Here is a 23,679-nt window from a genome sequence, read left to right on the forward strand (position 1 = left end):
ATTATGTCTCCTTTTTATCAATCAAATTGATGAGTCGATTTCCAAACGGAATCATCTCCCATTCTTCGATCGTCAGCACCCGTTCCCTGACCGCTCGCCAGACGTACAAAGCGCCGCCGCACACCACCATCAAACCGAGCCAACCGAGTGCGTTGACGCGGTTATATAGTGACTCAGACGCTAACGCGTTCAAACCGAGCAAGACGATGCCCATAGGTAGGACGGTCTTTAAGAGCAGTCCGTAATGGTGCAACCGAAACGTACCGAGCGGGATGTTCTGGTCGAGCCGATTAAAATTAAAGGCCGCCATCGCTAAAAATGCGAGCGATGTACCGACTGCCGCCCCGTCAATCCCATAACGCGGAACGAGCAGCAAATTGATCGCAAACTTTACAATCATGGCAAACAGCATACCAAAGGCGGCCGTCCGCTCTTTGTCGATCGCTTGAAGGCACGTCATACTCGCGACCGCGAGCGAGGCCGCGAACGTACTCGTCGATAACAATACAAGCGCTCTTGTACCGTCAGCGTTTTCAAACAACGCTACGTTCAAAGGCCACATGACGCCCATCAGTCCGATCGTTGCAGCCGCAGCGACCGTGGTCGTCACTCGAATCATCGAACTGAGGCCCGTTGCCGTCGCCGTGAGTCGCCCGGCCCGGTAATGGCGGACTAAGTTCGGCACATTCGCCATCCCGAGTGCCGTCGTGAAGAGAATCGCAAACTGCACGAGCGGATAGCCACGGTCGAACACGCCTTTACTCACTTTGGCCGAATAATCGCCGCCCATCAAATTGACGATCGTGAATGAATCGACGAGTTGCATCCAAAGAATACCGAGCGACGCAAATCCGACCGCAAGCCCGCTCGTCAAGAGAACACGCAGTACGGCGCGCAGTGTTGCGGCACGGACCGCGACGATTCGGAACCCTTTCGCCCAAATCGATAAGACGACGACAGCAACACTCCCGCCGACTAACGTCGCCGCATAAGCATAGCGACTGAGTTCATATGCGTCACGTCCAAAGCGGACACCGACGAGCAGTGAGACGAGCAACACCGCGACCCGAATCAAGTTTTCAAGCACCTGCGACAGCGCGCTCGGTCGCAAGTCATCGATTGACTGAAACGACCCGCGCAGCACCGCAAGCGCAGGCATCAACAAGTAGCTGAGACTGATGACCTGGAGCGTCGTCGCCAGTTCAGGGTCACCGAGCAAGCGCGCGATGACAGGCGCAAGCGCGAACATCGCGACCACGAGGCCGACAGCGAGGCCGAGGAGCGCATAAAAACTGCCCCAGAGGACTTCTAACTTCTGTCTTGGACCTTGTGCCCCGACCCCGATTTTGGCAATCACGACCGGCATCGCGTAAATCCCGAGCGAGGCGACGATCGCCGCAAACGGATATACCGTCTGGTAAGCGTATAACCCAAAATCACCGGCAATGTTCTGATACGGGACCCGATAGGCAAAACTAATAAATTTTGAAATGTATCCTGCGAGCGCAAATAAAACGACACCTGTCGCAAACTTACTTGGCGTCCGCATGGACCACCAACCGCTTCACGAGTTCCTCAAGGACCGTGTCGGCATCATTCAACAGCTCGACAACCGGCATACGTCCGCTGAGTGACAGTTTGAGCGCCCCGTTGTCTTGCCCGACTCCGAGTTTTCGTCCGAGCGGCATCGTCCATTCCATAAACGACGGTACATCGAGTGCCGTCGTCGATTCCATCGATAGCACGATATCGATCCGCTCTGGTGACTGTTTGATCCGTGTCACTTTCGCCAGCTCCCCGTAAATGCGCAGACGCGTCAGTTGGATGAGCAACGCGACCGGTTCCGGGAATTCTCCGAACCGTTCGATCAGCTCGTCTTGAAGCGCGAACAATGCTTCTGGTGTATCGACATATTTGAAACGCTTATACATCTCGATCTTCAGTTCACTGTCCGACAAGTAATCGTCCGGAATGTAGGCATCCGCTTGGAACGTGACTTCCGGTTTGAAGACGACTTGTTTCGCTTGACCGCGCATGCGGTCTTTCCGCTCTTCGATTGCTTCTGACAGCATCTGTGAATACAGATCGAACCCGACCGAGTCGATGAACCCGGATTGTTGGGCACCGAGCAGGTTGCCGGCCCCGCGAATCGATAAGTCACGCATCGCGATCTTAAACCCGCTGCCGAGCTCGGTGAACTCTTTGATCGCTTGGAGGCGGCTCTCCGCAACTTCGGTCAATCGCTTGTCTTTCCGATATGTGAAGTACGCATACGCGATCCGGTTCGATCGGCCGACACGTCCTCGAAGCTGATACAGCTGCGACAGCCCCATCTTATCGGCGTCGTGCACGATGAGCGTGTTCACGTTCGGGATGTCGATGCCGGTCTCGATAATCGTCGTCGAGACGAGGACGTCGGCTTCTCCTTCAAGAAAACTGATGAGCTGACTTTCAAGCTCGGTCTCGGTCATCCGGCCGTGCGCCGTCGCAATACGGGCATCCGGCAACAGCGCCCGAATCTCTTCGGCTTTCCGCTCGATCCCTTCGACTCGGTTATATAAGAAGAACGCTTGGCCGCCACGGGCGAGCTCGCGCTCGAGCGCTTCTCGCAACACGATGCCGTCGTATTCCATGACGTACGTCTGAACCGGATAACGGTTCTCCGGCGGTGTCTCGAGGACAGATAAATCACGGATTCCGATCATCGACATATGAAGCGTCCGCGGAATCGGTGTCGCCGTCAGCGTCAAGACGTCGATGTTCGTCTTCAGCTGTTTCAGGCGCTCTTTATGCTTGACCCCGAACCGCTGTTCTTCATCGATGATGACGAGGCCGAGATCGGCGAACGTCACGTCTTTCGACAGCACGCGGTGCGTCCCGACGACGACGTCGATCGTTCCCTCTTTCAGTCCTTTTTTCGTCGCCGCCAGCTCACTCTTCGAGCGGAAACGGCTCATGACCGAGACGTTGATCGGGAATTCACTGAACCGTTCGAGCATCGTCTCATAATGTTGCTGCGCGAGCACCGTTGTCGGCACGAGGAACGCGACTTGTTTGCCCGCGAGCACCGACTTGAACGCCGCCCGGATCGCGACTTCGGTCTTGCCATATCCGACGTCGCCGCAAAGCAGGCGATCCATCGGGCGTGACCGTTCCATATCCGCCTTGATCTCGGCAATCGATCGAACTTGGTCTTCCGTCTCGGCGTACGGGAAGGTCGATTCGAACTGGCTCATCTCGTCATCGTCCGCCGGGAAGGCGAAGCCGACCGATGCCTCTCGGGCCGCATAAAGTTTGATCAACTCGTCGGCAATGTCTTCGACCGACTTGGCGACTTTTGATTTGACCTTCTTCCATTCCGTCCCACCGAGTTTATAAATCTTCGGCTCTTTCCCTTCGGCCCCGACGTACTTTTGGACGAGGTCGATTTGATCGACCGGCACGTAAAGCGCGTCATCCCCGGCGTACACGAGATGGAGGTAATCTTGATGGATCCCACCGACTTCGATCGTTTTGATCCCTAAGTATTTCCCGATCCCGTGATGGATATGAACGACATGATCATTCGGCTTCAGCTCTTGATAACTCTTGATCCGTTCGGCGTTCGTCAAATTCTTCGTCTGCCGTTTCCGTTTCGTGACCCGCTTGAACAGTTCCGTTTCCGAGACGACGACGAGGCGGCTCGTCGATAACTCGAATCCGCCTTCGACCTGTCCGATCATGACGTGGACATGGCGTGGCAACAGCTCCCCGTCAACATTCGTGAACGTAGACGGGATCCCGTAGTCTTCAAGGAGCGCCACGACTTTGTCTGCCCGCATTTGATCCCCGGCGAGGAAAACAATCCGGTGATCACTTTGTTGCCACCGCTCGACTTCTTGCTTCAACAAGTGCATCTGTCCGTGGAAGGCAGGGAGCGGGCGGCAACTGAGATGGACCGTATTCGTCTCCGGGATCCCCGAACGCCGTGATGGCAGCAGCGAGAACGCGACTTGTTTCAAGCTTCGGAACACTTTGTGCATCGGCACGGCGAGCGTATAGTTGCTGACCGACTCCCCGCGTTCGATCAGTGACGAGAACCATTCGGCCTCTTCACGGTCTTGCACGTCCGCCGCGTCCTCGATGCGGGCCACTTCGTCCAACATGAGGACCGAATCAGCACCCACATAGTCAAGCAGCGTCGACGTATAAAGTAGCGGCGTGTACTTCCCGAGCTTCTCCGGTACATCACCGCGCCCGAACTGCTCGATGTCGCGGGCGATACCTGATTCAAGCGCTTGTCGAATCGTCTCGGTTTCAATCAGCTCGAGCGTCCGGTCGTATTGCCGTTCGAGCGCTTGCCCGGCTTTTTTCAACTGTTCGACCGATGCGACGAACTCGGTCGCCGGCGTGATGACCGCTTCCGAAACGACACCTAACGACCGTTGCGTCTCCGCATCGAACGTGAAGACGGAATCGACTTCCGTGTCGAACAAATCAATTCGATACGGTCTCGCTTCCGTGAGCGGATAGACGTCAAGAATGCTGCCGCGGACCGAAAACTCACCCGGTGCCGTCACCGTGGCCGTCCGCTCGTAACCAAGTTCAATCAGTGTTGAGGCAAACGGCTTTAAATCAAGTTCTTGCCCTGGTTTGATCGTCCGATGACTCGACAGCCAATCGGTCGGACTCGGTACGAAACGACGCAAGCCACCGAGCGGGACGACAAGGACGCCTCCCTCTTCGATCAGGAGACGTGTTCTGGCTTCGATTCGCGCGGCGAGGAGCTCGGGACTGGATGTGAGCGACAGTTCACCGGCGAGCGTCTCGTCAATCGGATAGAGCAACGTCTTGCTCGGTCCGACAAGCGGCTCAAGCTGGTCGAACATCTTTTGGGCTTGGTACATGTTATGGGTGACGACGACGAGACGGCGTGTCGACTGTTTCGCCAAACCGGCCAAAACGAGCGCTTTGGCACTTGTCGTCAATCCCGTGACGAGTTGACGGTCGACTTTAGGCAACCGGTCTCGAATCACGTTCGTCTCCGGCAGTGTCACCATAAATCTCTCTAAAGCGTTCATTTGTTTTCCTCCACCTTATACGACAAAAAAGGGTGCTGTGACCCTTTAGTTATATCGATTCATGAGCGCGACCCAGTCCGTGTCCACAAAATCTGTTGCGGCGGCCACGGCTTGGTCGAGCGTATCGTTCAATTCGGACATATCTTCTTTTCGATAACTCATCAGTACCCAATCAACAACTTTGATCGGGTGCGGCGGACGTCCGACGCCAAGCTTAAGCCGTTTAAAATCCATCGTCCCGAGGTGCTGAATCAATGACTTGATGCCATTATGTCCACCGGCACTCCCTTTCGGACGCAGGCGGAGTTTGCCTGGGACCATGTCTAAATCATCATAGATGACGAGTAAATCGTCGATATCGATTTTATAGTAATCGAGAATCGGACGGACCGCTTCACCTGATAGATTCATGTACGTGAGCGGTTTGACGAGGACGACCCGCTCTCCATTGATTCTTCCCGTTCCAATGACTGCTTTAAACTTGGCTTCGTCAAGCGTGATCCCGTGCTTGTCCGCTAACCGATCAATTGCTAAAAACCCGATATTATGACGGGTCATTCCATATTTCTTGCCCGGATTCCCGAGACCGACGATACATTTCATCATGTTCCTCCTGAACAAAAAAGCCCAAAGGCGAACGCCTTCGGGCCTCGTTTTTTTAATCGAACAGCGTGCTCACCGATTTGTGCTCGTGGACACGCATGATCGCTTCCCCAAGCAAACGGGCAACCGACATCTGCTTGATTTTGCTCGAGTACTCGCGACCAGTCAAATCGATCGTGTTAAGGACGACGAGTTCTTTGATTGACGAGTTGTCGATTCGCTCCATTGCCGGGCCAGACAGAACCGGGTGGGTACATGAAGCGTATACTTCTTTTGCTCCCGCTTGGACGATTGCGTCTGCTGCGAGTGTGATCGTACCGGCCGTGTCGATGATATCATCGATCAAGATGGCTGTTTTGCCTTCAACGCTGCCAACGATGTTCATGACTTCGGCCACGTTCGCTTCCGGGCGTCGTTTGTCGATGATGGCGATTGGTGCTTTCAAACGTTCTGCGAGCTTCCGCGCACGCGTGACACCGCCGTGATCTGGTGAGACGACGACGATATCTTTTGCTTTGAACTCATCTGTCTCGAAATACGTCGAGATGAGCGGGACACCTAACAATTGGTCTACTGGAATATTGAAGAAACCTTGGATTTGAGCGGCGTGCAAGTCCATTGTGATGACGCGTGTCGCTCCGGCTACCGTAAGCAGATCGGCAACGAGTTTCGCTGTGATCGGCTCACGCGACCGTGCTTTACGGTCTTGGCGTGCGTAACCATAGTATGGGATGACGACGTTGATCGTGCGAACCGAGGCCCGTTTCAGCGCATCGATCATCACGAGCAATTCCATGAGCGTTTCATTCACTGGTGAGCTCGTCGATTGGATGATGTACACATCGTCGCCTCGGACGCTCTCCTCGATATTGATGTAAAGTTCTCCGTCGCTAAACCGCTTCACTTGGCAGTCGCTGAGTGGGACACCGATTTCTTTGGCAATTTCTTCAGCTAACGGGCGGTTCGAGTTTAAGCTAAATAGGCGAATTTCACGTTCATATACAGTAGACATGTTTAGGATTCTCCTCCATCGTTTTCCATAGTAATAGGCAGCAACTTAGCGTTTCGTGTAACCTTCTTTGTTCGTTTGACGCTCGCGCGCAATCGCGAGAGCTTCTTCAGGGACATCGTTTGTAATCGTTGAACCGGCAGCGACGATCGCACCTTTCCCGACTGTTACCGGGGCAATCAAGTTGACGTTACATCCGACAAACGCGTCTGCTTCAACGACCGTCTCAAACTTATTCTTACCATCATAGTTGACCGTGATCGATCCACATCCGAGATTGACACGTTCACCGATCGAGGCATCTCCGATATAGCTGAGATGCGATGCTTTCGCACCGTCCCCGAACGTTGATTTTTTGATTTCCACGAAATTGCCGACGCGCGTATTGGCGCCAAGGACTGCTTGTTGACGAAGGTGGGCGAACGGCCCAACTTGCGCATGACTTCCGACACGGCTATCACTGAGTACCGATTGACGAACGGTCGCACCGTCTTCAATCACACTGTTGCGGATGTCCGAGTTCGGTCCGATCACGCACTCCGAACCGATGACCGTCTTGCCAAGAATGACTGTCCCTGGGTAGATGATCGTATCTGATCCGATGACGGCGTCCGGTGAAATGTATGTCGAGGCCGGGTCCATGAAGGTCACACCTTCACGCATAAGGCGTTCGTTCGTCCGCTTGCGCATGAGTGTTTCAGCCTGCGCGAGAGCGACGCGATCGTTGACACCGATCGTCTCACCGAACGTCGGCGCGGTATGGGCCGCGACAACTTCGCCTGCTTCTTTCGCAATCGCGATGACGTCTGGCAAGTAATACTCACCTTGAACGTTATCGTTACCGACTTGTTTGAGGGCATCAAACAATAATTCGTTGTCAAACACGTAAGTTCCCGTATTGATTTCAAGAATCGCTTGCTCTGCAGCAGAGGCGTCTTTATGTTCGACGACTTTCGTCACGTTACCGTCTTCTCCACGGATGACACGACCATAACCGGTCGCATCGTCAGCGATCGCCGTCAGTACCGTTACTTTCGCTTGCTGCGCCTCATGATGGGCAAGGAGCGCCTCCAACGTTTCCGCTGTGAGAAGTGGTGTGTCACCACAGACGACAAGCGTCGCACCTGATTTACCAGCGAGCTCAGCTTCTGCCATTTGAACCGCATGGCCCGTTCCAAGTTGCTGTTCTTGGACCGCGTACTCGACGCGCGAGCCTAGCGTCTCTTGTACCGCTTCAGCCCCGTGACCGACGATGACGATTTGACGACTGACTCCGATTTTGTCGAGTTGGTCGACGACATGTTCGACCATCGGTTTTCCGAGGACCGGATGAAGCACTTTATAGAGCTTAGACTTCATACGCGTCCCTTTACCTGCTGCCAAAATGACTGCAAAACGATCCATTCTTGATTCGCCCCTATCTTAATCGACTGTTTTTATTCAATCGTTCGGTTTTTTCTATATTTAAATCCTGAATACACCGTTTCTACTATATCGAAACCGTGACGCGGTTTCAACCGTTGTAACCATTCGTAACTAATCAAACGCAAAAAGGCAGCGGAAGGGTCCCCATCCGCTGTCGAGTCATTATTCGTTTATACCGTTGTATGATTCCTGTGCTTCGTAAGTGGAAACATCGACCGTGCCGTAGGCTTCGAGCACAGCCGCCTCGACTTTTTGGCGCATATCTCCATTGATCGGGTGAGCGATGTCTCGGAAAATGCCTTCCGGCGTTCGTTTACTCGGCATCGCGACGAAGAGCCCGGTGCTTCCTTCGATGATTCGAAGGTCATGCACGACAAACTCTTGGTCAAGCGTGATTGAAGCGAGCGCCTTCATCCTACCTTCCGTCGTCACTTTGCGAATTTTTACGTCTGTGATCTGCATGTTTCGCATCCCCTTTTCTTCGTTGTCTATCCCATGGTGTACCTTCACTAAAAGGTTGAGGTGATTCAAGCGAATCGTTTTTGACTCCGTATGACTGATATACCCTCTCATCATAAAACGAAATCAAATTTTTGCCAATCACTTTAAGAACTGTTCGACGTTACCGCGTGAAATTGTGACGAGTCCTTCATCTGCATCAACGTTCGTCAACTTCATCAAGCTGACGTACTCACTCACCATTTTCTTCTCGGCACCTTCGGCTTCCATCAAGACACCGACACCCGCGAGGTTTGCCTCGAACTCATTCAACAGGCTCATCATCCCACGGATCGTCCCGCCTGCTTTCATAAAGTCATCGATGAGCAAGACGTTTGCGCCTCGTGGCAAGCTTCGACGGGCGAGCGCCATCGTACGGATTGCTTTTGACGAGCCGGACACGTAATTGATACTGACGGTCGACCCTTCCGTGACACGGCTGTCGGACCGGACGATGACGAACGGAACACCTAATTGCTCAGCGACCGCGTAGGCGAGCGGAATCCCTTTTGTCGCAATCGTCATGACGACGTCGACTTTACGGTCCGCAAACACCGAGGCGAAGATTTGTCCCATCGGTTTCACTTGACGCGGATTACCAAGCACGTCGGTTAAGTATAAATAGCCTCCCGGAAGCAGACGCTCCGGTTTCGACAGTTGATCGCACAAGCTATCGATCATCGATAGCGACTTGTCTTTGCTCCACCCTGGAATGAACATGACTCCCCCGGCCGCACCTGGGACGGTAATCAATTTCCCGGTACCGTCGTGGGCGAGCATTTCACTGACGATGACTAAATCTTCACTGATCGATGATTTAGCAGACTGATAGCGGCTCGAAAACATCGATAACGAGACGAGCTGATGTGGATGGTCAAGCATATAACGGGTCATATCGACGAGACGACCACTTCTACGAATTTTCATACGGATTCCCCTTCACTTTGTCAATAATAGACGAATGTTCTAAACAGAATATATCACTTTCATTCGTCTTTGTTCAATGTTTTTTGCCGAGAATCCGAACGACGAACACTTCCGGACAAAACCCTTTCAGTCCGTTATAGACGCGGTGCGCTTTTTGCTCGTGCTCGATGAGCGCGAATACGGTCGGGCCGCTGCCGCTCATCAACACGCCATCAGCACCACAATGCAGCATCGTCTCTTTGATTTGACGGACTTCGGGATGCAGTTCAAGCGTGACACCTTCAAGCGCGTTACCGAGGTTCGCACAAATTCCGTCAAAGTCCCGTTCACGAATCGCTTTAACCATCGCCGCAGTGTCTGGATGGACGATTTTCTCCATCTGAACGGCTCGATACACGTCAGCCGTCGATACACCGAGCTTCGGCTTCGCCAACACGACATAGCACGGCGGCGGTGACGGAATCGTCTCTAATATCTCACCGCGGCCCCGGGCGATCGCGGTTCCACCCATCACACAAAACGAGACGTCTGAACCGACCGCGGCTCCAAGCTCTGCTAACTCCTCGAGCGTTAAACCGAGCTCGAACAGTTCGTTCATTCCCCGAAGCGTCGCCGCCGCATCACTCGATCCTCCGGCGAGCCCAGCTGCGACCGGGATTTGTTTATCGAGGACGATTTCGACTCCTTCTGTGATGTCGAACCGCTTCCGCAACAAATCGGCCGCGCGATAAGCCAAGTTCCGATGATCGCTCGGGACATAGGCGTGCTCAGACTGGATTCGAATCTCATCCGTATCGAGTACGGTCAATTCGAGCCGGTCGGACAAGTCCACTGTCGTCATCACCATTTCTACTTCATGATAGCCGTCCGTCCGCTTCCCGAGGACGTCTAGTGTCAAATTGATTTTTGCCGGCGCTTTCACACTGATCGTACGCATATCGTTCACCCTTCCCAATGTATCTCCTGTTCGCCATTGTACCGTAAACGGACGCACAAAAAAAGAAGCAGCTGCCAATGCATCCGCCCCTCATTTATCGATCAATTACTGAATTCAATTTTAACTGTATCCGTTAGGACATCAGCGTAGCTATAAGAGACACGTTCCACGTTGTGATGCTCTTCATCCAACTTGACAACGAACACCGCGGGATACGTCTCAACGAGCGTTCCAAACCGAGTAACGACTTTCTTACGACCGCCGTTTGCTTTCAACGTCAATCGTTCTCCAACATGTGATTCGAGTTTTTGTCTGATTTCTTGCAACGTCTTTGGCATACGCTTCACCTCACTGTTACAAGTATAGCATATTCTAAAACGGAAATAAAGAGTAAATATTATAGCGACTCGCTATCCAGTCGTCAACTATTTTTAAGTGGTAAAATTGTGTCTGCTAAGCGTGCAAACTCTTGAAGCGAAAGCGTTTCGCCTCGCCGTTTCGGGTCGATTCCCGCTTCATTCAAGAGACGTTCAAGGTCTACTTTTTTATCTTTGCCGAGATGATTCGTCAAGTTGTTCAAAATCGTTTTTCGACGTTGCGCGAAACTAGCGCGGGCGATTTCAAAGAAAAAGGCTTCGTCTTCGACATCGACAGCCGGGCGCGGACGCATCTTGAGCGTGATCACGGCCGAGTCGACGTTTGGAGCCGGCATGAACACGCTTTTCGGTACGATAAAGCTTACACTCGCTTCCGCATAATACTGGATCGCGATTGATAAAGAACCGTACGCTTTCGTGCCAGGTTTCGCCCCGATGCGCTCAGCCACTTCTTTTTGAATCATCATGACGAGCGAACGGAACTTGATCCGGCTCTCGAGCAAACGCATGATAATCGGCGTCGTCACATAATATGGCAAGTTGGCGACGACCGCGATATCGTCAATCCCTTCACTCAAGAACTCACGTTCGACGATGCTGCGAATGTCGAGCTCGAGCGCGTCCCCATGAATGACGTGAACGTTCGGGTAAGGCGCCATCGTGTCTTCAAGGATCGGTAGAAGGCGTTGATCGATTTCAAGCGCGACCACTTTTTGCGCCCGCTTCGCCGACTGTTCCGTCAACGAGCCGATTCCCGGACCGATTTCGAGCACACCGCTCGCTTCACCTAGTTCTGCGGCGTCGACGATTTTATTTAATATATTCAAGTCGATTAAAAAGTTTTGTCCGAGCGACTTTTTGAATGAGAAGCCGTGACGTTGTAAAATCGCTTTCGTGCGATGAATCGTTGCAATATCTTTCAATGATTTTCCTCCTCTAACTGAGCGAGTGCCCGCTCCCATTCCTCGATTGTCACGCGCAACGCTTCGACTCGTTTCACAAATTGTTTGGCGTTCGGTTCCCCGATGCGGAGCAAGACGCCAAGACGCTTGCGACGAGTTGCGGCATCCGCTCCACCGATCAAATCGGCCTCGAGCACCATTTGTCGCGTGACGAGTGGCTCGTCCGTCTCAACTCGTGTTTCATAAACCGCCTCGAGCACACGACGGATTGTCGCAGGTGTCGCGTGTTCGACGCCGATTTTCCCTCGTTTGTCTTTCGCCTCGGCCCGAGGGAGGTAGGCGTGTTTACAGCCCTTCACTTGCTCTTCGACGATGGCCCGGATCCGGTCGCCCGGATAGTCCGGATCGGTCAAGATGATGACACCGCGTGTCTCCTGGGCACGTTTGATCCGTTCGATCGTCTGTTTTGACACGGCCGACCCGTTCGTTTCAATCGTGTCGACGTCGTACACTTCTTGAAGCCGGGTCGTATCATCGCGTCCTTCGACGACGATCACTTCTTGTATTTTCTCACGCATTGTCAGTTCCTTCTTTCTCTTCTTGCTTCGAGATCACCCAAATCGTCAGTGGCTTACGACCAAACGTGACCGCTTCCTCTTTCGTATCCATCATGATATCGATAATATTGCCTTTAATCGCGCTGCCTGTATCGAGAGCAATCGCCATGCCAAACCCTTCGATATAGACGCGGGTTCCGAGCGGGATGACGGCCGGGTCGACCGCAATGATCCGCATTCCTTCATAAAGGATCGTATCCGTCACGTCATAGCCGCTGCGCGTCAGTACTCTGCCGTCATACGTCACGGTGTCTTCTGCATTGTTCGTATAGGCGGTGGCCTCGACGAGGAGTTGTTTGGCTGATGTGAAGTCGAGGACATCGTCGGCCCGAGGCGTTTCCTCGATTTTGATTTCCGCTTCCTCGCGGAATGGACTTGTCGAGTCAACGGTCTCAGTCGGCGCTTCGGCTGCTTCAAACTCGGCTTCGCGCTCGGTTGCGACTTTCGTACCGACCTTAATGATTTGCGGTCGCACTGTCTGCACCATTTCGACGTCTGTCTCGGTCCGATTTGTAATTGTACCATTTTCAACTGTCAGTGCATACCGCGTCCGCTCTAGACCAGGGACGCCGACTTGTGACACTTCGGTCGTCCCGGCTGCAAGTGTCGCATCCTCTTCTTCAATGATCTCGAACGGGATTAAGCGGTTCTCATATTGAACGACGTCTCGGCTCATGTTGACGGTGATCGTCATCCCATCACGCACTTCGGCCGTGAGCGCCGGAACGACCGTATCTTTATCTGAAATCTCAATTCGGGCTTCTCGTAACGCCTCTTCCACGGTCGATGCCATCGTATAAACTTTTGTCGCATCATCTCCTATGATCAAATCAAGCGCCACGACCGGCTGATAGCGAATCGTCATGCCTGACGTGATCGGTGTTCTGACCGACGGATAGACATCATCACCTTCTCGCACGCTCACACCGTATCGGAGCAGGACATCACCAACGGTCCGCTCACGGGTATCGATCGTCTCCATTTGACCGTAACCGATCTGGAGCGACACCGTTTGGGCCCGTTCGATATGAATGACACGCTCCGGCGGGATGTCCGCACTGAGCGCCGGCGTCACATAGTCAGCCTCATCGATCGTGATCCCGGCCTCGGCGAGCACTTCGATGACCGAATCAGCCTGTGTATCGTGCTCAATCTTGACACCGTTATCGATAATCGTAATCTTCTCCGGCTGCATCATCATGTAGGCGAAGACGGCAACGACAATGACGCCTACACTCAACACGAAACGTCTAATCATCATGGAAGTCGGAACAGCCGTTTCGCATTGGCGGTCGTAGCCTCGGCGAGTGCTTCGTAAGGCATGCCGCGGAGCGCTGCAATCTCTTCAGCGACGTAAGTGACGTATGCCGGCTCATTTCGTTTACCGCGGAACGGTGTCGGCGTCAAATAGGGACAATCCGTCTCGACAAGAAGACGGTCGAGCGGTACTTGCTGCGCCACTTTCTTCGGCACTTTGGCGTTTTTGAACGTCACCGGTCCGCCGAGCGAGATATAAAAATTCAGCTTTAAACAGCGTTCGAGCAGTTCGACAGACATGCTGTAACTATGAAACACGCCGCCGACAACTTCCGCGTGCTCTTCTTCTAGCAGATCGAGCACGTCTGCCGTCGCTTCGCGGTTGTGGATGACGATCGGCATGTTCGTCCGCTTCGCGATCGCGATTTGCTGACGGAACACACGCTGCTGTACATCTTTCGGTGACTTGTCCCAATGATAATCGAGGCCGATTTCCCCGAGTGCCATCACTTTAGGATGTGCCATAAGCGCTTCAATTCGGGCGAGTTCAGCTTCGGTGCAGTCAATCGCGTCGACCGGATGCCAGCCGACGATGGCGTAGACGTCCTCATACGCCTCAGCCAACTCAATGGCACGGTCAATCGTAGGTGTATCGAATCCGACGACGAGCATCGGCGAGACGCCAGCAGTGCGAGCACGCTCGATTGTCGCCTCGACATCTTCATTGAACTGCTCAGCGTTAATATGGGTGTGCGTATCAATCAACATGATGCATCCTCCTTCTTTAGACAAAGAGAGGGAGACCGAAGTCTCCCCCAAAATTATTTGACGATGGCCCCGTTCGGCATATTCTCTGAGACGGTGGCGAGTTCTAGCTTACCATCTTTATCGGCTGCTAAAATCATTCCTTGAGACAGTTCGCCGCGGAGTTTGACCGGTTTCAAGTTGGCGACGACGATCACTTTTTTACCGACTAAGTCTTCCGGCGCATACCATTCGGCGATGCCCGAGACGATTTGTCGCGTTTCGCCGCCAAGGTCGACTTGAAGCTTCAATAGTTTTTTCGCTTTCTTGATCTTATCTGCTTCGACGATTTGCCCGACCCGAAACTCAACTTGGTCGAACACATCGATCGTGATTTCTGGACGGACGTCCTCATCTTCAGTTTCAGCCGGCGTTGCTTCCGCTTCGATGCGCGCTTGCGAAGCTTGACGCATCATCTCTTGAATCGCATCGACTTCTTCTTTCACGTCTCGACGTGGGAAAATCGGCGTTCCGTCCGTCACGACCGCTCCATCAAAGGCAGCGAACGTATCGAGCGCTTCCCATGACATGTCTTCGTCAACGAGTCCGAGCTGACGGAACATTTCTTTCGGCGCCCGTGTCATGAACGGTTGAATCATGATCGCGACATGGCGGAGTACGCCCGCGAGGTGCGTCATCACAGATGCAAGCTCATCACGCTTCGACTCATCTTTTACGAGCACCCATGGTTGTGTCTCATCGATATATTTATTGGCTCGGCTGACGAGTTGCCAAATGCTTGCGAGGGCGACCGAGAATTCCATATGCTCCATCGCTTCTTCTGTCTTGTTCGTCGTTTCGTTTACCATACGGAGAAGTTCCGCATCGAACGCCGTCACATTCCCCGCATAAGCCGGTACGTTGCCATCGAAATACTTCTTGATCATGGCAACGGTCCGGTTGAGAAGATTCCCGAGGTCGTTCGCGAGATCAAAGTTCAAGCGATCGACGAACGCTTCCGGTGTGAACGTGCCGTCTGCACCGAATGGGACTTCACGGAGCAAGTAGTAGCGAAGCGAATCAAGACCGTAGCGGTCGATGAGTGGAATCGGATCGACGACGTTCCCTTTTGACTTCGACATCTTACCGTCTTTCATGAGCAACCAGCCGTGCGCGAACACTTGCTTCGGTAGCGGTAGGTCAAGCGCCATGAGCAGCGCCGGCCAAATGATCGTATGGAAACGAACGATTTCTTTCCCGACCAAGTGTACGTCTGCCGGCCAGTAACGATTGAACAAGTCATCGTTATCTGTCCCGTAGCCGAGCGCGGAGATATAGTTCGTGAGCGCGTCGACCCAGACGTATACGACGTGTTTCGGATTCGACGGGACTTGTACACCCCAGTCGAACGTCGTCCGCGAGACTGCCAAATCCTGCAGCCCCGGCTTCAAGAAGTTGTTGATCATTTCAGTTTTACGCGATTCCGGTAAAATGAAATCCGGATGTGACTCGAAGTACTCGATCAACCGGTCCGCATACTTGCTGAGGCGGAAGAAATAGCACTCTTCGCGCACGAGTTCCACCGGATGGCCGCTGTCAGGACTTTTTCCATCAACAAGTTGTGATTCTGTATAGTACGTCTCGTCCGGGATTGAGTACCACCCTTCGTACTCACCGAGGTAAATATCATCATTTTTGAGCAGTGTCTCAAATACGTGCTCGACGACCGCTTTATGACGGGCGTCAGTTGTCCGGATGTAATCGTCATATGAGATCTCAAGCTTGTCCCAAAGCACACGGATGTCTTTGACGACTTCATCGACAAACGCTTGTGGCGTCACGCCAGCTTCTTGGGCCTTTTCTTGAATCTTCTGTCCATGCTCGTCGGTCCCAGTTAAGTAACGGACGTCAAATCCTTTTAAACGCTTATAGCGAGCAATCGCATCGCCGGCCACCGTCGTATAGGCATGACCAATGTGTAGTTTCGCACTCGGATAGTAAATCGGAGTCGTGATATAAAAAGTTGGCTTCGCCATAGTATGTTCTCCATCCTTTCGACATTTGCAATTTCCATTATACACGGTTCGACAAAAGAAATTCCAAACCAATTGTTTGGAATTATTTTGTCACTAGCTTATAAAAAATGTTCCAAAAAAATCCTTTCTTTGTTTCAGGTGCAAACTTTCGGGGAATTTTAGGTGTATATCGTTCCCTTATCGTCATTTTTCGAAAAATGTGTATTTCCAATAGTAAGCAGTTGACTGCAATTGGAAAGTTTAGTATGCTTTTTGCTGAAGCCACATTGTCGAATTTTGACGATTCATGTCACCATGAGATTTCGACATCATTGGAGGAGGAAACACAAAATGAAATCTACAGGTATCGTACGGAAAGTTGACGAGCTCGGCCGCGTCGTTATTCCAATTGAATTGCGCCGGACACTCGGTATCGCTGAAAAAGACGCACTCGAAATTTACGTCGACAACGAACAAATCATCTTAAAAAAATACAAACCGAACATGACATGCCAAGTGACAGGCGAAGTATCTGACGACAACTTCAAGTTGGCTGACGGAAAACTCATCCTTTCACCTGAAGGCGCACAGCGCGTTCTCGTCGAGTTGAAAAACATGCTCGAGAACTACTACAGCGAAGAGTAAGCAAGGATTCCCTTGCTTACTCTTTTTTGTCGACTTGATGATACGCATCGTAGACTTCGCTTCGTGCCAAGCCACGCTCTTTCGCGACTTGCTTAATGGCCGCGTTCGGTTTGAGTCCGTCTTCGATGTACCGGTCGACATGCTCTAAAGGCGACAGCGCTTCCCACCAGTCGCTCGTCGGTGCCGACTCAGTAGAGCCGCTCACCATGACGACGAATTCGCCACGCACCTCGCCCTCGCACCATGCGAGCGCCTCTTCAACCGTGCCTCTTAAAAACTCTTCGAACGTTTTCGTCAACTCTCGACCGAGCACGATTTCGCGATTACCGAGTACGTCCTTCACCCCGGTCAACATTTCTTTCAACCGATGCGGTGCCTCATAAAAGATGAGTGTACCCGGTTCATATTGAAGGGAAGCCAACACTTCGGTCCGCTCTTTCTTTTTACGAGGTAAAAACCCGTAGTATAAGAACCGTTCTGTCGCGAGGCCAGATGCGACGAGTGCCGTGAGTGCCGCGTTCGCACCCGGCAAGACGACGACTGGCAGCTTCGCCTCAATCGCGAGTCGGACGAGGTCACTCCCCGGATCTGAAATACCAGGCATGCCCGCATCCGATACGACGGCGACAGACTTACCGTTTTGAATGTCTTCAATTAAACGGGGTCCGCTAACTTGCTTATTGTGCTCATGATAGCTGACCAATTTCGTCTCGATCTCGAAATGACGACATAGTTTCATCGTTTGCCGTGTGTCTTCGGCCGCAATCAAATCGACTTCACGCATGATGCGGACGGCCCGGTACGTCATGTCCTCTAAGTTGCCGATCGGTGTCGGTACGACATAAAGCGTCGGCCCCTCAGTTTGATAACTTTTCTGTGAATTCATTGGTCGTCCCCTCCATCAGCTGCTGTTTTTGAGCGCGGGTCAATTGTTTGATCGACCATTCATACCGCATCGCTTCCTGTTTCGTCTCGAACGACTTGACGTATCGAAGACTGACCGGAAGACGCGCCCTTGTATATTTCGCACCTTTACCGGCGTTGTGCACAGTGACCCGTTTTTCGATATCGGTCGTGTAACCGGTATAGTAGGTTTGGTCACTGCATTCGAGAATATACGCATAATAGTTACGCATCGAGGATGTCTCGCATCGTTTTCGTATACGTATCATCTTCCTCATAAACGATAAACGGAGGTAAGATCGTGAGTCCTGGTTTTCCATCTTTAGACCCCTCTATAAGTAATGTGTTCGCATCTCGTCCCGCCTTCGGGTAGACGAGCTGCATCCGCTTCGGCTCAATGCGGTATGCCCGCATGAGCGTGACGATATCGAGCAACCGTTCCGGCCGATGGACGAACGCGACTTTCCCGCCTGGCTTCACAAGCTGACTTGCCGAACGAATGCAATCTTCGAGCGTACAGAGAACTTCATGACGAGCAATCGTATGGTGCTCATTTTGATTGCGAAGCGACGTCTCATTGGCCAGAAAGTAAGGCGGGTTACACGTCACAACATCATAACGGGCATGGCCGAGACTGGAGGCGGCCGTTTTCACGTCTCCTTCGATGATGTGAAGCCGCTCTTCGAGACCGTTCACCTCAATGCTGCGATTCGCCATGTCGACGAGCCGGGGCTGAATCTCGACGCCCGTCACCGTCCCTTTCGTCCGATAAGATAAAAAGAGCGGGATTGCGCCGGTGCCAGCGCATAAATCGACCAACTTTCCTTGTTGAATCGGTACCCAAACGAATTCGGCGAGTAGCACCGCATCCAATGAGAATGAAAAGACATCATCACTTTGGATGATTTTACCGGGGCGTCCAAGCAAATCGTCAAGGCGCTCCCCTTGTTTTACAGTCACGCTGTTTCCCTCCTATATAACAACAGAGGCGACGGACAGAGATTTCCTCCGTCTATCGCCCCCGATTAATGCTTATTTAACATCGACATACAAAAGAGGCAATCGCCATCTTTTCTGACTTGTCCGTAGTGCAAGTTGCAAATATGGAACCCTTCCTGATAGAGCGCCGCCAAGTTGTTCTGTCCTTTTCCGGACAAAGCGATTTGCGGATCGCCATCAGGGGTTTCGACTTCTGCAAGTTGCTCAACCTTTTCACGCAGGTGATGGTTCTCGAGATACATATGTTGGTTTTCTTCAAGCAAATAGGCGAGTTGTTCTTTGAGCACGCTTAAATGCTCCGTCAACACGTACATCTGTTGCTCAATGGCATCGACCCGCATCATAACTTCTTTTTTATCCATTCTCTCCACTGCTCAGCACCCCATCACTGTTTCAACGGTTTTCGTTTGACCGCACCGACTTCGACGAGTTCATCGATCGTATACGTCACAACACGAGTCCGGTCATTCAATTCGACTTGAATCAACTGATCCAAGATGTTGAGACCGACGACACGTCCGTCACCTTCTGGAATTTTGATTCGCTTCCCGACGTCTGGCAAGTCTCGTTTCAATTCTTCATACGTATCGTTCTCATATTTGAGACAACACATGAGACGACCGCATACACCGGAGATCTTGTTAGGGTTCAAGGAAAGGTTTTGATCCTTGGCCATCTTGATGGACACCGGTTCGAACTCGCCTAAGAACGAGGAACAACACAGCACTCGACCACAAGGACCGATTCCACTGAGTAGCTTCGCTTCATCCCGCACCCCGATTTGTCGGAGTTCGATCCGTGTCCGGAACACGCTCGCTAAGTCTTTAACAAGCTCGCGAAAATCAACGCGCCCCTCAGCCGTGAAATAAAAAATAACTTTATTACGATCAAATGTATACTCAACATCTACTAATTTCATCTCAAGTCGATGTTCGCGAATTTTTTCTTCACAGACGGCGTGAGCGTCAACAGCTGCCAATCGGTTGTCTTGAACGATTTCGGCATCTTTTTGATCGGCGACACGAAGGATTGTTTTCAACGGCAAGACGACTTCGTCTTCACCTAGTTGTTTACCAACTTGGACGATTTCACCGTATTCGATTCCCCGCACCGTCTCGACGATGACATGGTCTCCACGTTCAAGCGTTGCTTCGCCTGGTGAAAAGTAATAGATTTTTCCCGCTTCTTTAAAACGGACTCCAACTACTTCAAGCACGCTCTCCTATCCCTTCTGCAAATCGAACGTTAACCGTTCGAACGTTAATTGAGGATTGACGTTTGCCTCGAGCCGTCGAATCGCTTCATGAACGAATTCGATGGCATGGACGATTTTGTGTACCGGACGATCATTCACGAAAGCCGTATATAACAACTGCTCTTTCGTGAACAGTTCCGGGACATAATCGGTTCGAACTTTGAAGTGGAGAGCTTCCTCCAACCAACTTTCGAACAGTTCGAGGCCGACTCGGAGTTCATTGCGCCCTTTGAAGTGACCGAGCCACTTCTCTTGGGCGAACAAAAGCAACTCTTGCGGCCGTTTTGTCAATACTTCAACTAATTGTACCACTAGCCCGTACGCCTGTACAAACCAGTCGTTGTGAAGTGCCTCGCGCGCATCGTCCCATTTCGGATAAACGGTCAGGGCAAGACGTGCCAAATCGTTCGTGCATTGCATCTCTTCTGCCAGTTTTTCAGCAAGACGGACCCGGTCAATGGGGCGAAATACTAAGTGTTGAGCCCGTGAACGAATCGTCGGGAGAAGCAGTTGAGGTTGCGTCGTCACCAAAATGGCGAGTTTACCGACACCGGGTTCCTCAAAAAACTTTAATAAACTGTTCGCTGCTTGCGTCGTCATCTTATGCGCTTGGTGGATCACATAGACTTGACGATCGCCCTCGGCTCCCCGTAACGACAGGTCGCTCAATAGCTGCTGGATTTGTTCTTTTTTGATACTGGCCCCGTCCGGTTCAACTTCCATGTAGTCGACGATATTGCCAGAATCCATCCGTTTGCAGTTTCGGCAAACGCCACAAGGTTCAGCCCCGCTAGGCATCTCACAAAAAAGTGCCTTGGCAAATAATTGGGCCGTTTCAATCAGATAAGGTTCATAGTCACCCGAAAAAATGTAGGCGTGCCCGATTTTTTGAGCGGCAATCGAATTCTCAATCACTTTTGCTACGACTTTCTGTGATTCAGTCAACTCTTGGAATCGCATATGTGTGACCATTCCCATTAAAACTGATGAAATCCTTCAATCGGCAAGACGAAAATAGTCGCTCCGCCAACTTGGACTTCAACAGGATACGGAATGTATGAATCGGCATGTCCACCCATAGGCGAGATTGGCGTAATCATTTGATCGCGGCTTGAGCAGTTCGATTTGATCAAACCTAGCAAATCGTCAAGGCGTTCTTTCGGTACACCAATCATGAACGTCGTATTGCCTTCCTTCAAAAAGCCTCCGGTCGTAGCCAATTTCGTCGCTCGAAAATCCTCTTCAATTAAAGCGTCTGACAAACGCGCGCTGTCTTTATCGTGTACGATTGCGATTACCATTTTCATAATTCGTTCACTCCTCTTTCGTGTAGTCGTTCTATCGTGATATCGAACACTTCATCTTGGATGAGTTCAATCGTCTGGCTTGCGTCGATTCGGACCATTCGGCCAGGATTTTGTTGAAGTAACGTCAAGAAACCTTCATAGACGCGTTGATGAAACGCCTCGTCCCGACTCTCGATTCGATCTAACTGCCCGCGTTCTTTCATGCGATGACTCGACTGCTCTGGACTTAAGTCGAATAAGAAAGTCAAATCGGGTGTGACTCCAGCTGTCGCCCACTTATTGAGCGACACAACTTGCTCTAAGTCATACTGAAGACCATACCCTTGGTACGCGATGGATGCATCGACAAACCGGTCACAAACAACGATGGCACCCCGGTCGATGGCCGGACGAATCACCTGATCCACGTTTTGTGCACGAGAGGCTGCATACAGCATCATTTCGGTGCGTGGTGTCATTTCGTCATGCTCTGGAGACAATAACACTTCCCGGATGCTATTCCCGACTTTCGTTCCTCCTGGCTCTCGTGTCATAACAACCTCATACCCTTTTTTAGTCAAGGCGTTAGCCAGCAATTGCAACTGCGTCGTCTTTCCAGACCCGTCTGGACCTTCGACAGTGATGAACATACCTTTCACGTTTAAAACTCCTCTACGATAACATCAATTTGTTTTATCATAACATGTCTGTTCGCCTGGAGGTTCCGTCCCAACGAAATCCACTCTTTTAACACACGAATTTTCTCATCCGTCACGGTCTCACCTTTTAAAATCCAAGGGATCCCTGGCGGATAAGGGATAATCGTCTCAGCTGCAACGCGTCCGATCGCTTCATCGAACGGAAGGCGCACGACGTGTGTATCTTCTTTTATAAGATGAAGGCGCGAAACAGGCTCCGTCATCGGAAACGGATAAATTGTTTCATCCTCGTCAATGAGCGGGACATGCTGAGAAGCATTTTTAATCAGCTTCACCCAATGATGAATCTCTTGCGTTTTTAATTCCCGGAACGGCAGACAGAATAACACATGGTCCTCGGCTGCAAGCTCAATATCAATTCCAATCGAAGATAGATGTCTACTAAAAATCAAACCGTTCTTCGGATAAGTCAGTACCGTCATTTTTGTGAAATCGTCGCCCACTTTTATTGTGAAACCGGCACGTCTCATTTCCATAATAAAAGCTAAATGACTCGTTTGAATCAGTGACCAATCTCGGTCACTCAAATTTTCGAGATAAGCTCGAGCGTGATCAAGAGACGCCATAATCAAGTAAGACGGGCTAGACGTTTGGAAGGAAGAAAGCGCATGAAACAAACGCGATTCATTAATATCTTCCTTATAGTGAATCCAGGCCCCCATCGTGAATGCCGGGAGTGTCTTATGGGCGGACTGGACGACAGCGCTCGCACCTTCAAAAATCGCTGAGCGGTTTGGAAGATTCGGATGAATCAAGTGTGCCCCATGCGCCTCGTCTACAAGTAAGGGAATCGTTAACGTCTGCAGAAAACGACTGATTGCCCGTACATCTGCCATATCCCCATAGTAAGTCGGGGACGTAAGCAGTAACGCTTTTCCTCCGGGATATTGCGTAACTGCCGCTTCGACAGTACGAAGGGAAACGACCGTCGGCAGACCGCTGCCCCGTTCTAGTTCAGGAGTTAGTAAAATCGGCTCTAAGCCCAACCATTCAATTGCGTTCCAAACTGATTTATGTGAGTTTCGCTGGACGTATACCCGCTCACCTCGTTTGACTGTCGCAGCTAACATGCTCCAGTTGCCAACGGTCGATCCGTTGACTAACCACTTACTCTTACTTTGATACAGGGTCCCAAGAGCCTCTTCACCTTGCTGGATAATCCCTTCAGCGTGATGAAGGTCATCCAGATGTGCAAGTTCGGTTAAATCATACGGCATGATTTTATTAAATGCTGTCGGGAGGCTATCATCTGTCACGGTCCCGTTATGATGACCTGGCACATGAAACGACACACGTCCTTCCCGAACGTGCTGTTCAAGCATTTCCATAAACGTAAATGGATTATTTTTAGGCTTTCGAGTCATGTGGAACTCCTCCTTATCCGACACCGTACGCATAAATTATACAAAAAGAGACGACCAAGCATGTGCTTGGTCGTCCTTCATATGGCCTGGCAACGTCCTATCCTCACAGGGGGAGACCCCCAACTACTTTCGGCGCT

General features: G+C 51.5%; 24 protein-coding genes. 1 reads left to right on the forward strand and 23 read right to left on the reverse strand.

Annotated features, from left to right (window positions below):
- Window position 1: 1 nt before the first annotated feature.
- From KNP77_RS13865 to metG, 14 genes are all read right to left on the reverse strand, one after another.
- The gene (locus tag KNP77_RS13865) at window positions 2-1,549 is read right to left on the reverse strand and encodes a polysaccharide biosynthesis protein (protein WP_214891327.1); all 1,548 of its coding nucleotides are present in this window, start codon (window positions 1,547-1,549) and stop codon (window positions 2-4) included.
- Entirely contained in the window at window positions 1,533-5,060 is a 3,528-nt protein-coding gene (gene mfd / locus KNP77_RS13870; protein WP_214891329.1) for a transcription-repair coupling factor, read from the reverse strand. The genes KNP77_RS13865 and mfd overlap by 17 nt, the downstream gene beginning before the upstream one ends.
- Window positions 5,061-5,105: 45 nt before the next feature.
- Complete coding sequence (pth, locus tag KNP77_RS13875; RefSeq protein ID WP_070329381.1) at window positions 5,106-5,663, reverse strand: aminoacyl-tRNA hydrolase; 558 nt, start codon at window positions 5,661-5,663, stop codon at window positions 5,106-5,108.
- A 55-nt stretch (window positions 5,664-5,718) separates the two neighbouring features.
- Window positions 5,719-6,675, reverse strand: a complete 957-nt coding sequence (locus tag KNP77_RS13880) for a ribose-phosphate diphosphokinase (RefSeq protein WP_016509622.1) — start codon at window positions 6,673-6,675, stop codon at window positions 5,719-5,721.
- Between the two features lie 45 nt (window positions 6,676-6,720).
- On the reverse strand, window positions 6,721-8,076 hold the full coding sequence (gene glmU, locus KNP77_RS13885; protein ID WP_070329382.1) for a bifunctional UDP-N-acetylglucosamine diphosphorylase/glucosamine-1-phosphate N-acetyltransferase GlmU: 1,356 nt from the start codon (window positions 8,074-8,076) through the stop codon (window positions 6,721-6,723).
- 183 nt (window positions 8,077-8,259) lie between these two features.
- Complete coding sequence (gene spoVG / locus KNP77_RS13890; RefSeq protein WP_070329383.1) at window positions 8,260-8,559, reverse strand: septation regulator SpoVG; 300 nt, start codon at window positions 8,557-8,559, stop codon at window positions 8,260-8,262.
- Between the two features lie 138 nt (window positions 8,560-8,697).
- Window positions 8,698-9,522 (reverse strand): pur operon repressor, encoded by an 825-nt coding sequence (gene purR, locus KNP77_RS13895; protein WP_071398630.1) that lies wholly within the window; start codon window positions 9,520-9,522, stop codon window positions 8,698-8,700.
- A 73-nt stretch (window positions 9,523-9,595) separates the two neighbouring features.
- Window positions 9,596-10,459, reverse strand: coding sequence for a 4-(cytidine 5'-diphospho)-2-C-methyl-D-erythritol kinase (gene ispE / locus KNP77_RS13900; RefSeq protein WP_131466514.1), 864 nt, complete (start codon window positions 10,457-10,459; stop codon window positions 9,596-9,598).
- A 101-nt stretch (window positions 10,460-10,560) separates the two neighbouring features.
- A complete protein-coding gene (locus tag KNP77_RS13905; protein WP_070329386.1) occupies window positions 10,561-10,797 on the reverse strand; it encodes a Veg family protein in 237 nt (78 codons plus the stop codon).
- A gap of 83 nt (window positions 10,798-10,880) precedes the next feature.
- On the reverse strand, window positions 10,881-11,759 hold the full coding sequence (gene rsmA, locus KNP77_RS13910; RefSeq protein ID WP_071398628.1) for a 16S rRNA (adenine(1518)-N(6)/adenine(1519)-N(6))-dimethyltransferase RsmA: 879 nt from the start codon (window positions 11,757-11,759) through the stop codon (window positions 10,881-10,883).
- Window positions 11,756-12,316, reverse strand: coding sequence for a ribonuclease M5 (gene rnmV, locus KNP77_RS13915; RefSeq protein WP_016510695.1), 561 nt, complete (start codon window positions 12,314-12,316; stop codon window positions 11,756-11,758). The genes rsmA and rnmV overlap by 4 nt, the downstream gene beginning before the upstream one ends.
- Window positions 12,309-13,613, reverse strand: coding sequence for a 3D domain-containing protein (locus KNP77_RS13920; RefSeq protein ID WP_251139101.1), 1,305 nt, complete (start codon window positions 13,611-13,613; stop codon window positions 12,309-12,311). The genes rnmV and KNP77_RS13920 overlap by 8 nt, the downstream gene beginning before the upstream one ends.
- Window positions 13,613-14,380 carry a TatD family hydrolase gene (locus KNP77_RS13925; RefSeq protein ID WP_214891333.1) on the reverse strand — a complete coding sequence of 256 codons (768 nt, stop codon included), beginning with the start codon at window positions 14,378-14,380 and terminating at the stop codon, window positions 13,613-13,615. Before KNP77_RS13925 ends, KNP77_RS13920 begins: the two co-directional genes overlap by 1 nt.
- Before the next feature lie 53 nt (window positions 14,381-14,433).
- The gene (gene metG / locus KNP77_RS13930) at window positions 14,434-16,392 is read right to left on the reverse strand and encodes a methionine--tRNA ligase (protein WP_214891335.1); all 1,959 of its coding nucleotides are present in this window, start codon (window positions 16,390-16,392) and stop codon (window positions 14,434-14,436) included.
- Window positions 16,393-16,722: 330 nt separating this feature from the next.
- Here metG and KNP77_RS13935 point away from each other — a divergent pair, with 330 nt between their 5' ends.
- Window positions 16,723-17,016 carry a transition state genes transcriptional regulator AbrB gene (locus KNP77_RS13935; protein ID WP_070329391.1) on the forward strand — a complete coding sequence of 98 codons (294 nt, stop codon included), beginning with the start codon at window positions 16,723-16,725 and terminating at the stop codon, window positions 17,014-17,016.
- Window positions 17,017-17,032: 16 nt separating this feature from the next.
- Here KNP77_RS13935 and rsmI read toward each other — a convergent pair whose 3' ends face one another.
- The 9 genes from rsmI to KNP77_RS13980 form a co-directional block, all read right to left on the reverse strand.
- Entirely contained in the window at window positions 17,033-17,902 is an 870-nt protein-coding gene (rsmI, locus tag KNP77_RS13940; RefSeq protein ID WP_070329392.1) for a 16S rRNA (cytidine(1402)-2'-O)-methyltransferase, read from the reverse strand.
- Window positions 17,874-18,152 (reverse strand): GIY-YIG nuclease family protein, encoded by a 279-nt coding sequence (locus KNP77_RS13945; protein WP_016510809.1) that lies wholly within the window; start codon window positions 18,150-18,152, stop codon window positions 17,874-17,876. Before KNP77_RS13945 ends, rsmI begins: the two co-directional genes overlap by 29 nt.
- Entirely contained in the window at window positions 18,145-18,879 is a 735-nt protein-coding gene (locus tag KNP77_RS13950) for a tRNA1(Val) (adenine(37)-N6)-methyltransferase (protein WP_070329393.1), read from the reverse strand. The genes KNP77_RS13945 and KNP77_RS13950 overlap by 8 nt, the downstream gene beginning before the upstream one ends.
- A gap of 65 nt (window positions 18,880-18,944) precedes the next feature.
- Entirely contained in the window at window positions 18,945-19,280 is a 336-nt protein-coding gene (yabA, locus tag KNP77_RS13955; RefSeq protein ID WP_016510808.1) for a DNA replication initiation control protein YabA, read from the reverse strand.
- A gap of 23 nt (window positions 19,281-19,303) precedes the next feature.
- Window positions 19,304-20,134, reverse strand: a complete 831-nt coding sequence (locus tag KNP77_RS13960) for a PSP1 domain-containing protein (RefSeq protein WP_070329394.1) — start codon at window positions 20,132-20,134, stop codon at window positions 19,304-19,306.
- A 6-nt stretch (window positions 20,135-20,140) separates the two neighbouring features.
- Entirely contained in the window at window positions 20,141-21,151 is a 1,011-nt protein-coding gene (locus tag KNP77_RS13965; RefSeq protein WP_251139102.1) for a DNA polymerase III subunit delta', read from the reverse strand.
- The gene (locus tag KNP77_RS13970; RefSeq protein ID WP_070329395.1) at window positions 21,151-21,480 is read right to left on the reverse strand and encodes a cyclic-di-AMP receptor; all 330 of its coding nucleotides are present in this window, start codon (window positions 21,478-21,480) and stop codon (window positions 21,151-21,153) included. Before KNP77_RS13970 ends, KNP77_RS13965 begins: the two co-directional genes overlap by 1 nt.
- Window positions 21,477-22,118 (reverse strand): dTMP kinase, encoded by a 642-nt coding sequence (gene tmk, locus KNP77_RS13975; RefSeq protein ID WP_071398623.1) that lies wholly within the window; start codon window positions 22,116-22,118, stop codon window positions 21,477-21,479. The genes KNP77_RS13970 and tmk overlap by 4 nt, the downstream gene beginning before the upstream one ends.
- A gap of 2 nt (window positions 22,119-22,120) precedes the next feature.
- Complete coding sequence (locus KNP77_RS13980; RefSeq protein ID WP_236633567.1) at window positions 22,121-23,542, reverse strand: aminotransferase class I/II-fold pyridoxal phosphate-dependent enzyme; 1,422 nt, start codon at window positions 23,540-23,542, stop codon at window positions 22,121-22,123.
- Between the last annotated feature and the right edge of the window lie 137 nt (window positions 23,543-23,679).

Source organism: Exiguobacterium sp. s142 (assembly GCF_018618455.1).
Classification (GTDB): Bacteria; Bacillota; Bacilli; order Exiguobacteriales; family Exiguobacteriaceae; genus Exiguobacterium; species Exiguobacterium aurantiacum_A.

Coding starts and splice junctions, on each gene's coding strand:
- KNP77_RS13865 (WP_214891327.1), bottom strand. CDS start 1,549: ATGCGGACGCCAAGTAAGTTTGCGACAGGTGTCGTTTTATTTGCGCTC.
- mfd (WP_214891329.1), bottom strand. CDS start 5,060: ATGAACGCTTTAGAGAGATTTATGGTGACACTGCCGGAGACGAACGTG.
- pth (WP_070329381.1), bottom strand. CDS start 5,663: ATGAAATGTATCGTCGGTCTCGGGAATCCGGGCAAGAAATATGGAATG.
- KNP77_RS13880 (WP_016509622.1), bottom strand. CDS start 6,675: ATGTCTACTGTATATGAACGTGAAATTCGCCTATTTAGCTTAAACTCG.
- glmU (WP_070329382.1), bottom strand. CDS start 8,076: ATGGATCGTTTTGCAGTCATTTTGGCAGCAGGTAAAGGGACGCGTATG.
- spoVG (WP_070329383.1), bottom strand. CDS start 8,559: ATGCAGATCACAGACGTAAAAATTCGCAAAGTGACGACGGAAGGTAGG.
- purR (WP_071398630.1), bottom strand. CDS start 9,522: ATGAAAATTCGTAGAAGTGGTCGTCTCGTCGATATGACCCGTTATATG.
- ispE (WP_131466514.1), bottom strand. CDS start 10,459: ATGCGTACGATCAGTGTGAAAGCGCCGGCAAAAATCAATTTGACACTA.
- KNP77_RS13905 (WP_070329386.1), bottom strand. CDS start 10,797: ATGCCAAAGACGTTGCAAGAAATCAGACAAAAACTCGAATCACATGTT.
- rnmV (WP_016510695.1), bottom strand. CDS start 12,316: ATGCGTGAGAAAATACAAGAAGTGATCGTCGTCGAAGGACGCGATGAT.
- KNP77_RS13920 (WP_251139101.1), bottom strand. CDS start 13,613: ATGATTAGACGTTTCGTGTTGAGTGTAGGCGTCATTGTCGTTGCCGTC.
- KNP77_RS13925 (WP_214891333.1), bottom strand. CDS start 14,380: ATGTTGATTGATACGCACACCCATATTAACGCTGAGCAGTTCAATGAA.
- metG (WP_214891335.1), bottom strand. CDS start 16,392: ATGGCGAAGCCAACTTTTTATATCACGACTCCGATTTACTATCCGAGT.
- KNP77_RS13935 (WP_070329391.1), top strand. CDS start 16,723: ATGAAATCTACAGGTATCGTACGGAAAGTTGACGAGCTCGGCCGCGTC.
- rsmI (WP_070329392.1), bottom strand. CDS start 17,902: ATGAATTCACAGAAAAGTTATCAAACTGAGGGGCCGACGCTTTATGTC.
- KNP77_RS13945 (WP_016510809.1), bottom strand. CDS start 18,152: ATGCGTAACTATTATGCGTATATTCTCGAATGCAGTGACCAAACCTAC.
- yabA (WP_016510808.1), bottom strand. CDS start 19,280: ATGGATAAAAAAGAAGTTATGATGCGGGTCGATGCCATTGAGCAACAG.
- KNP77_RS13965 (WP_251139102.1), bottom strand. CDS start 21,151: ATGGGAATGGTCACACATATGCGATTCCAAGAGTTGACTGAATCACAG.
- KNP77_RS13970 (WP_070329395.1), bottom strand. CDS start 21,480: ATGAAAATGGTAATCGCAATCGTACACGATAAAGACAGCGCGCGTTTG.
- KNP77_RS13980 (WP_236633567.1), bottom strand. CDS start 23,542: ATGACTCGAAAGCCTAAAAATAATCCATTTACGTTTATGGAAATGCTT.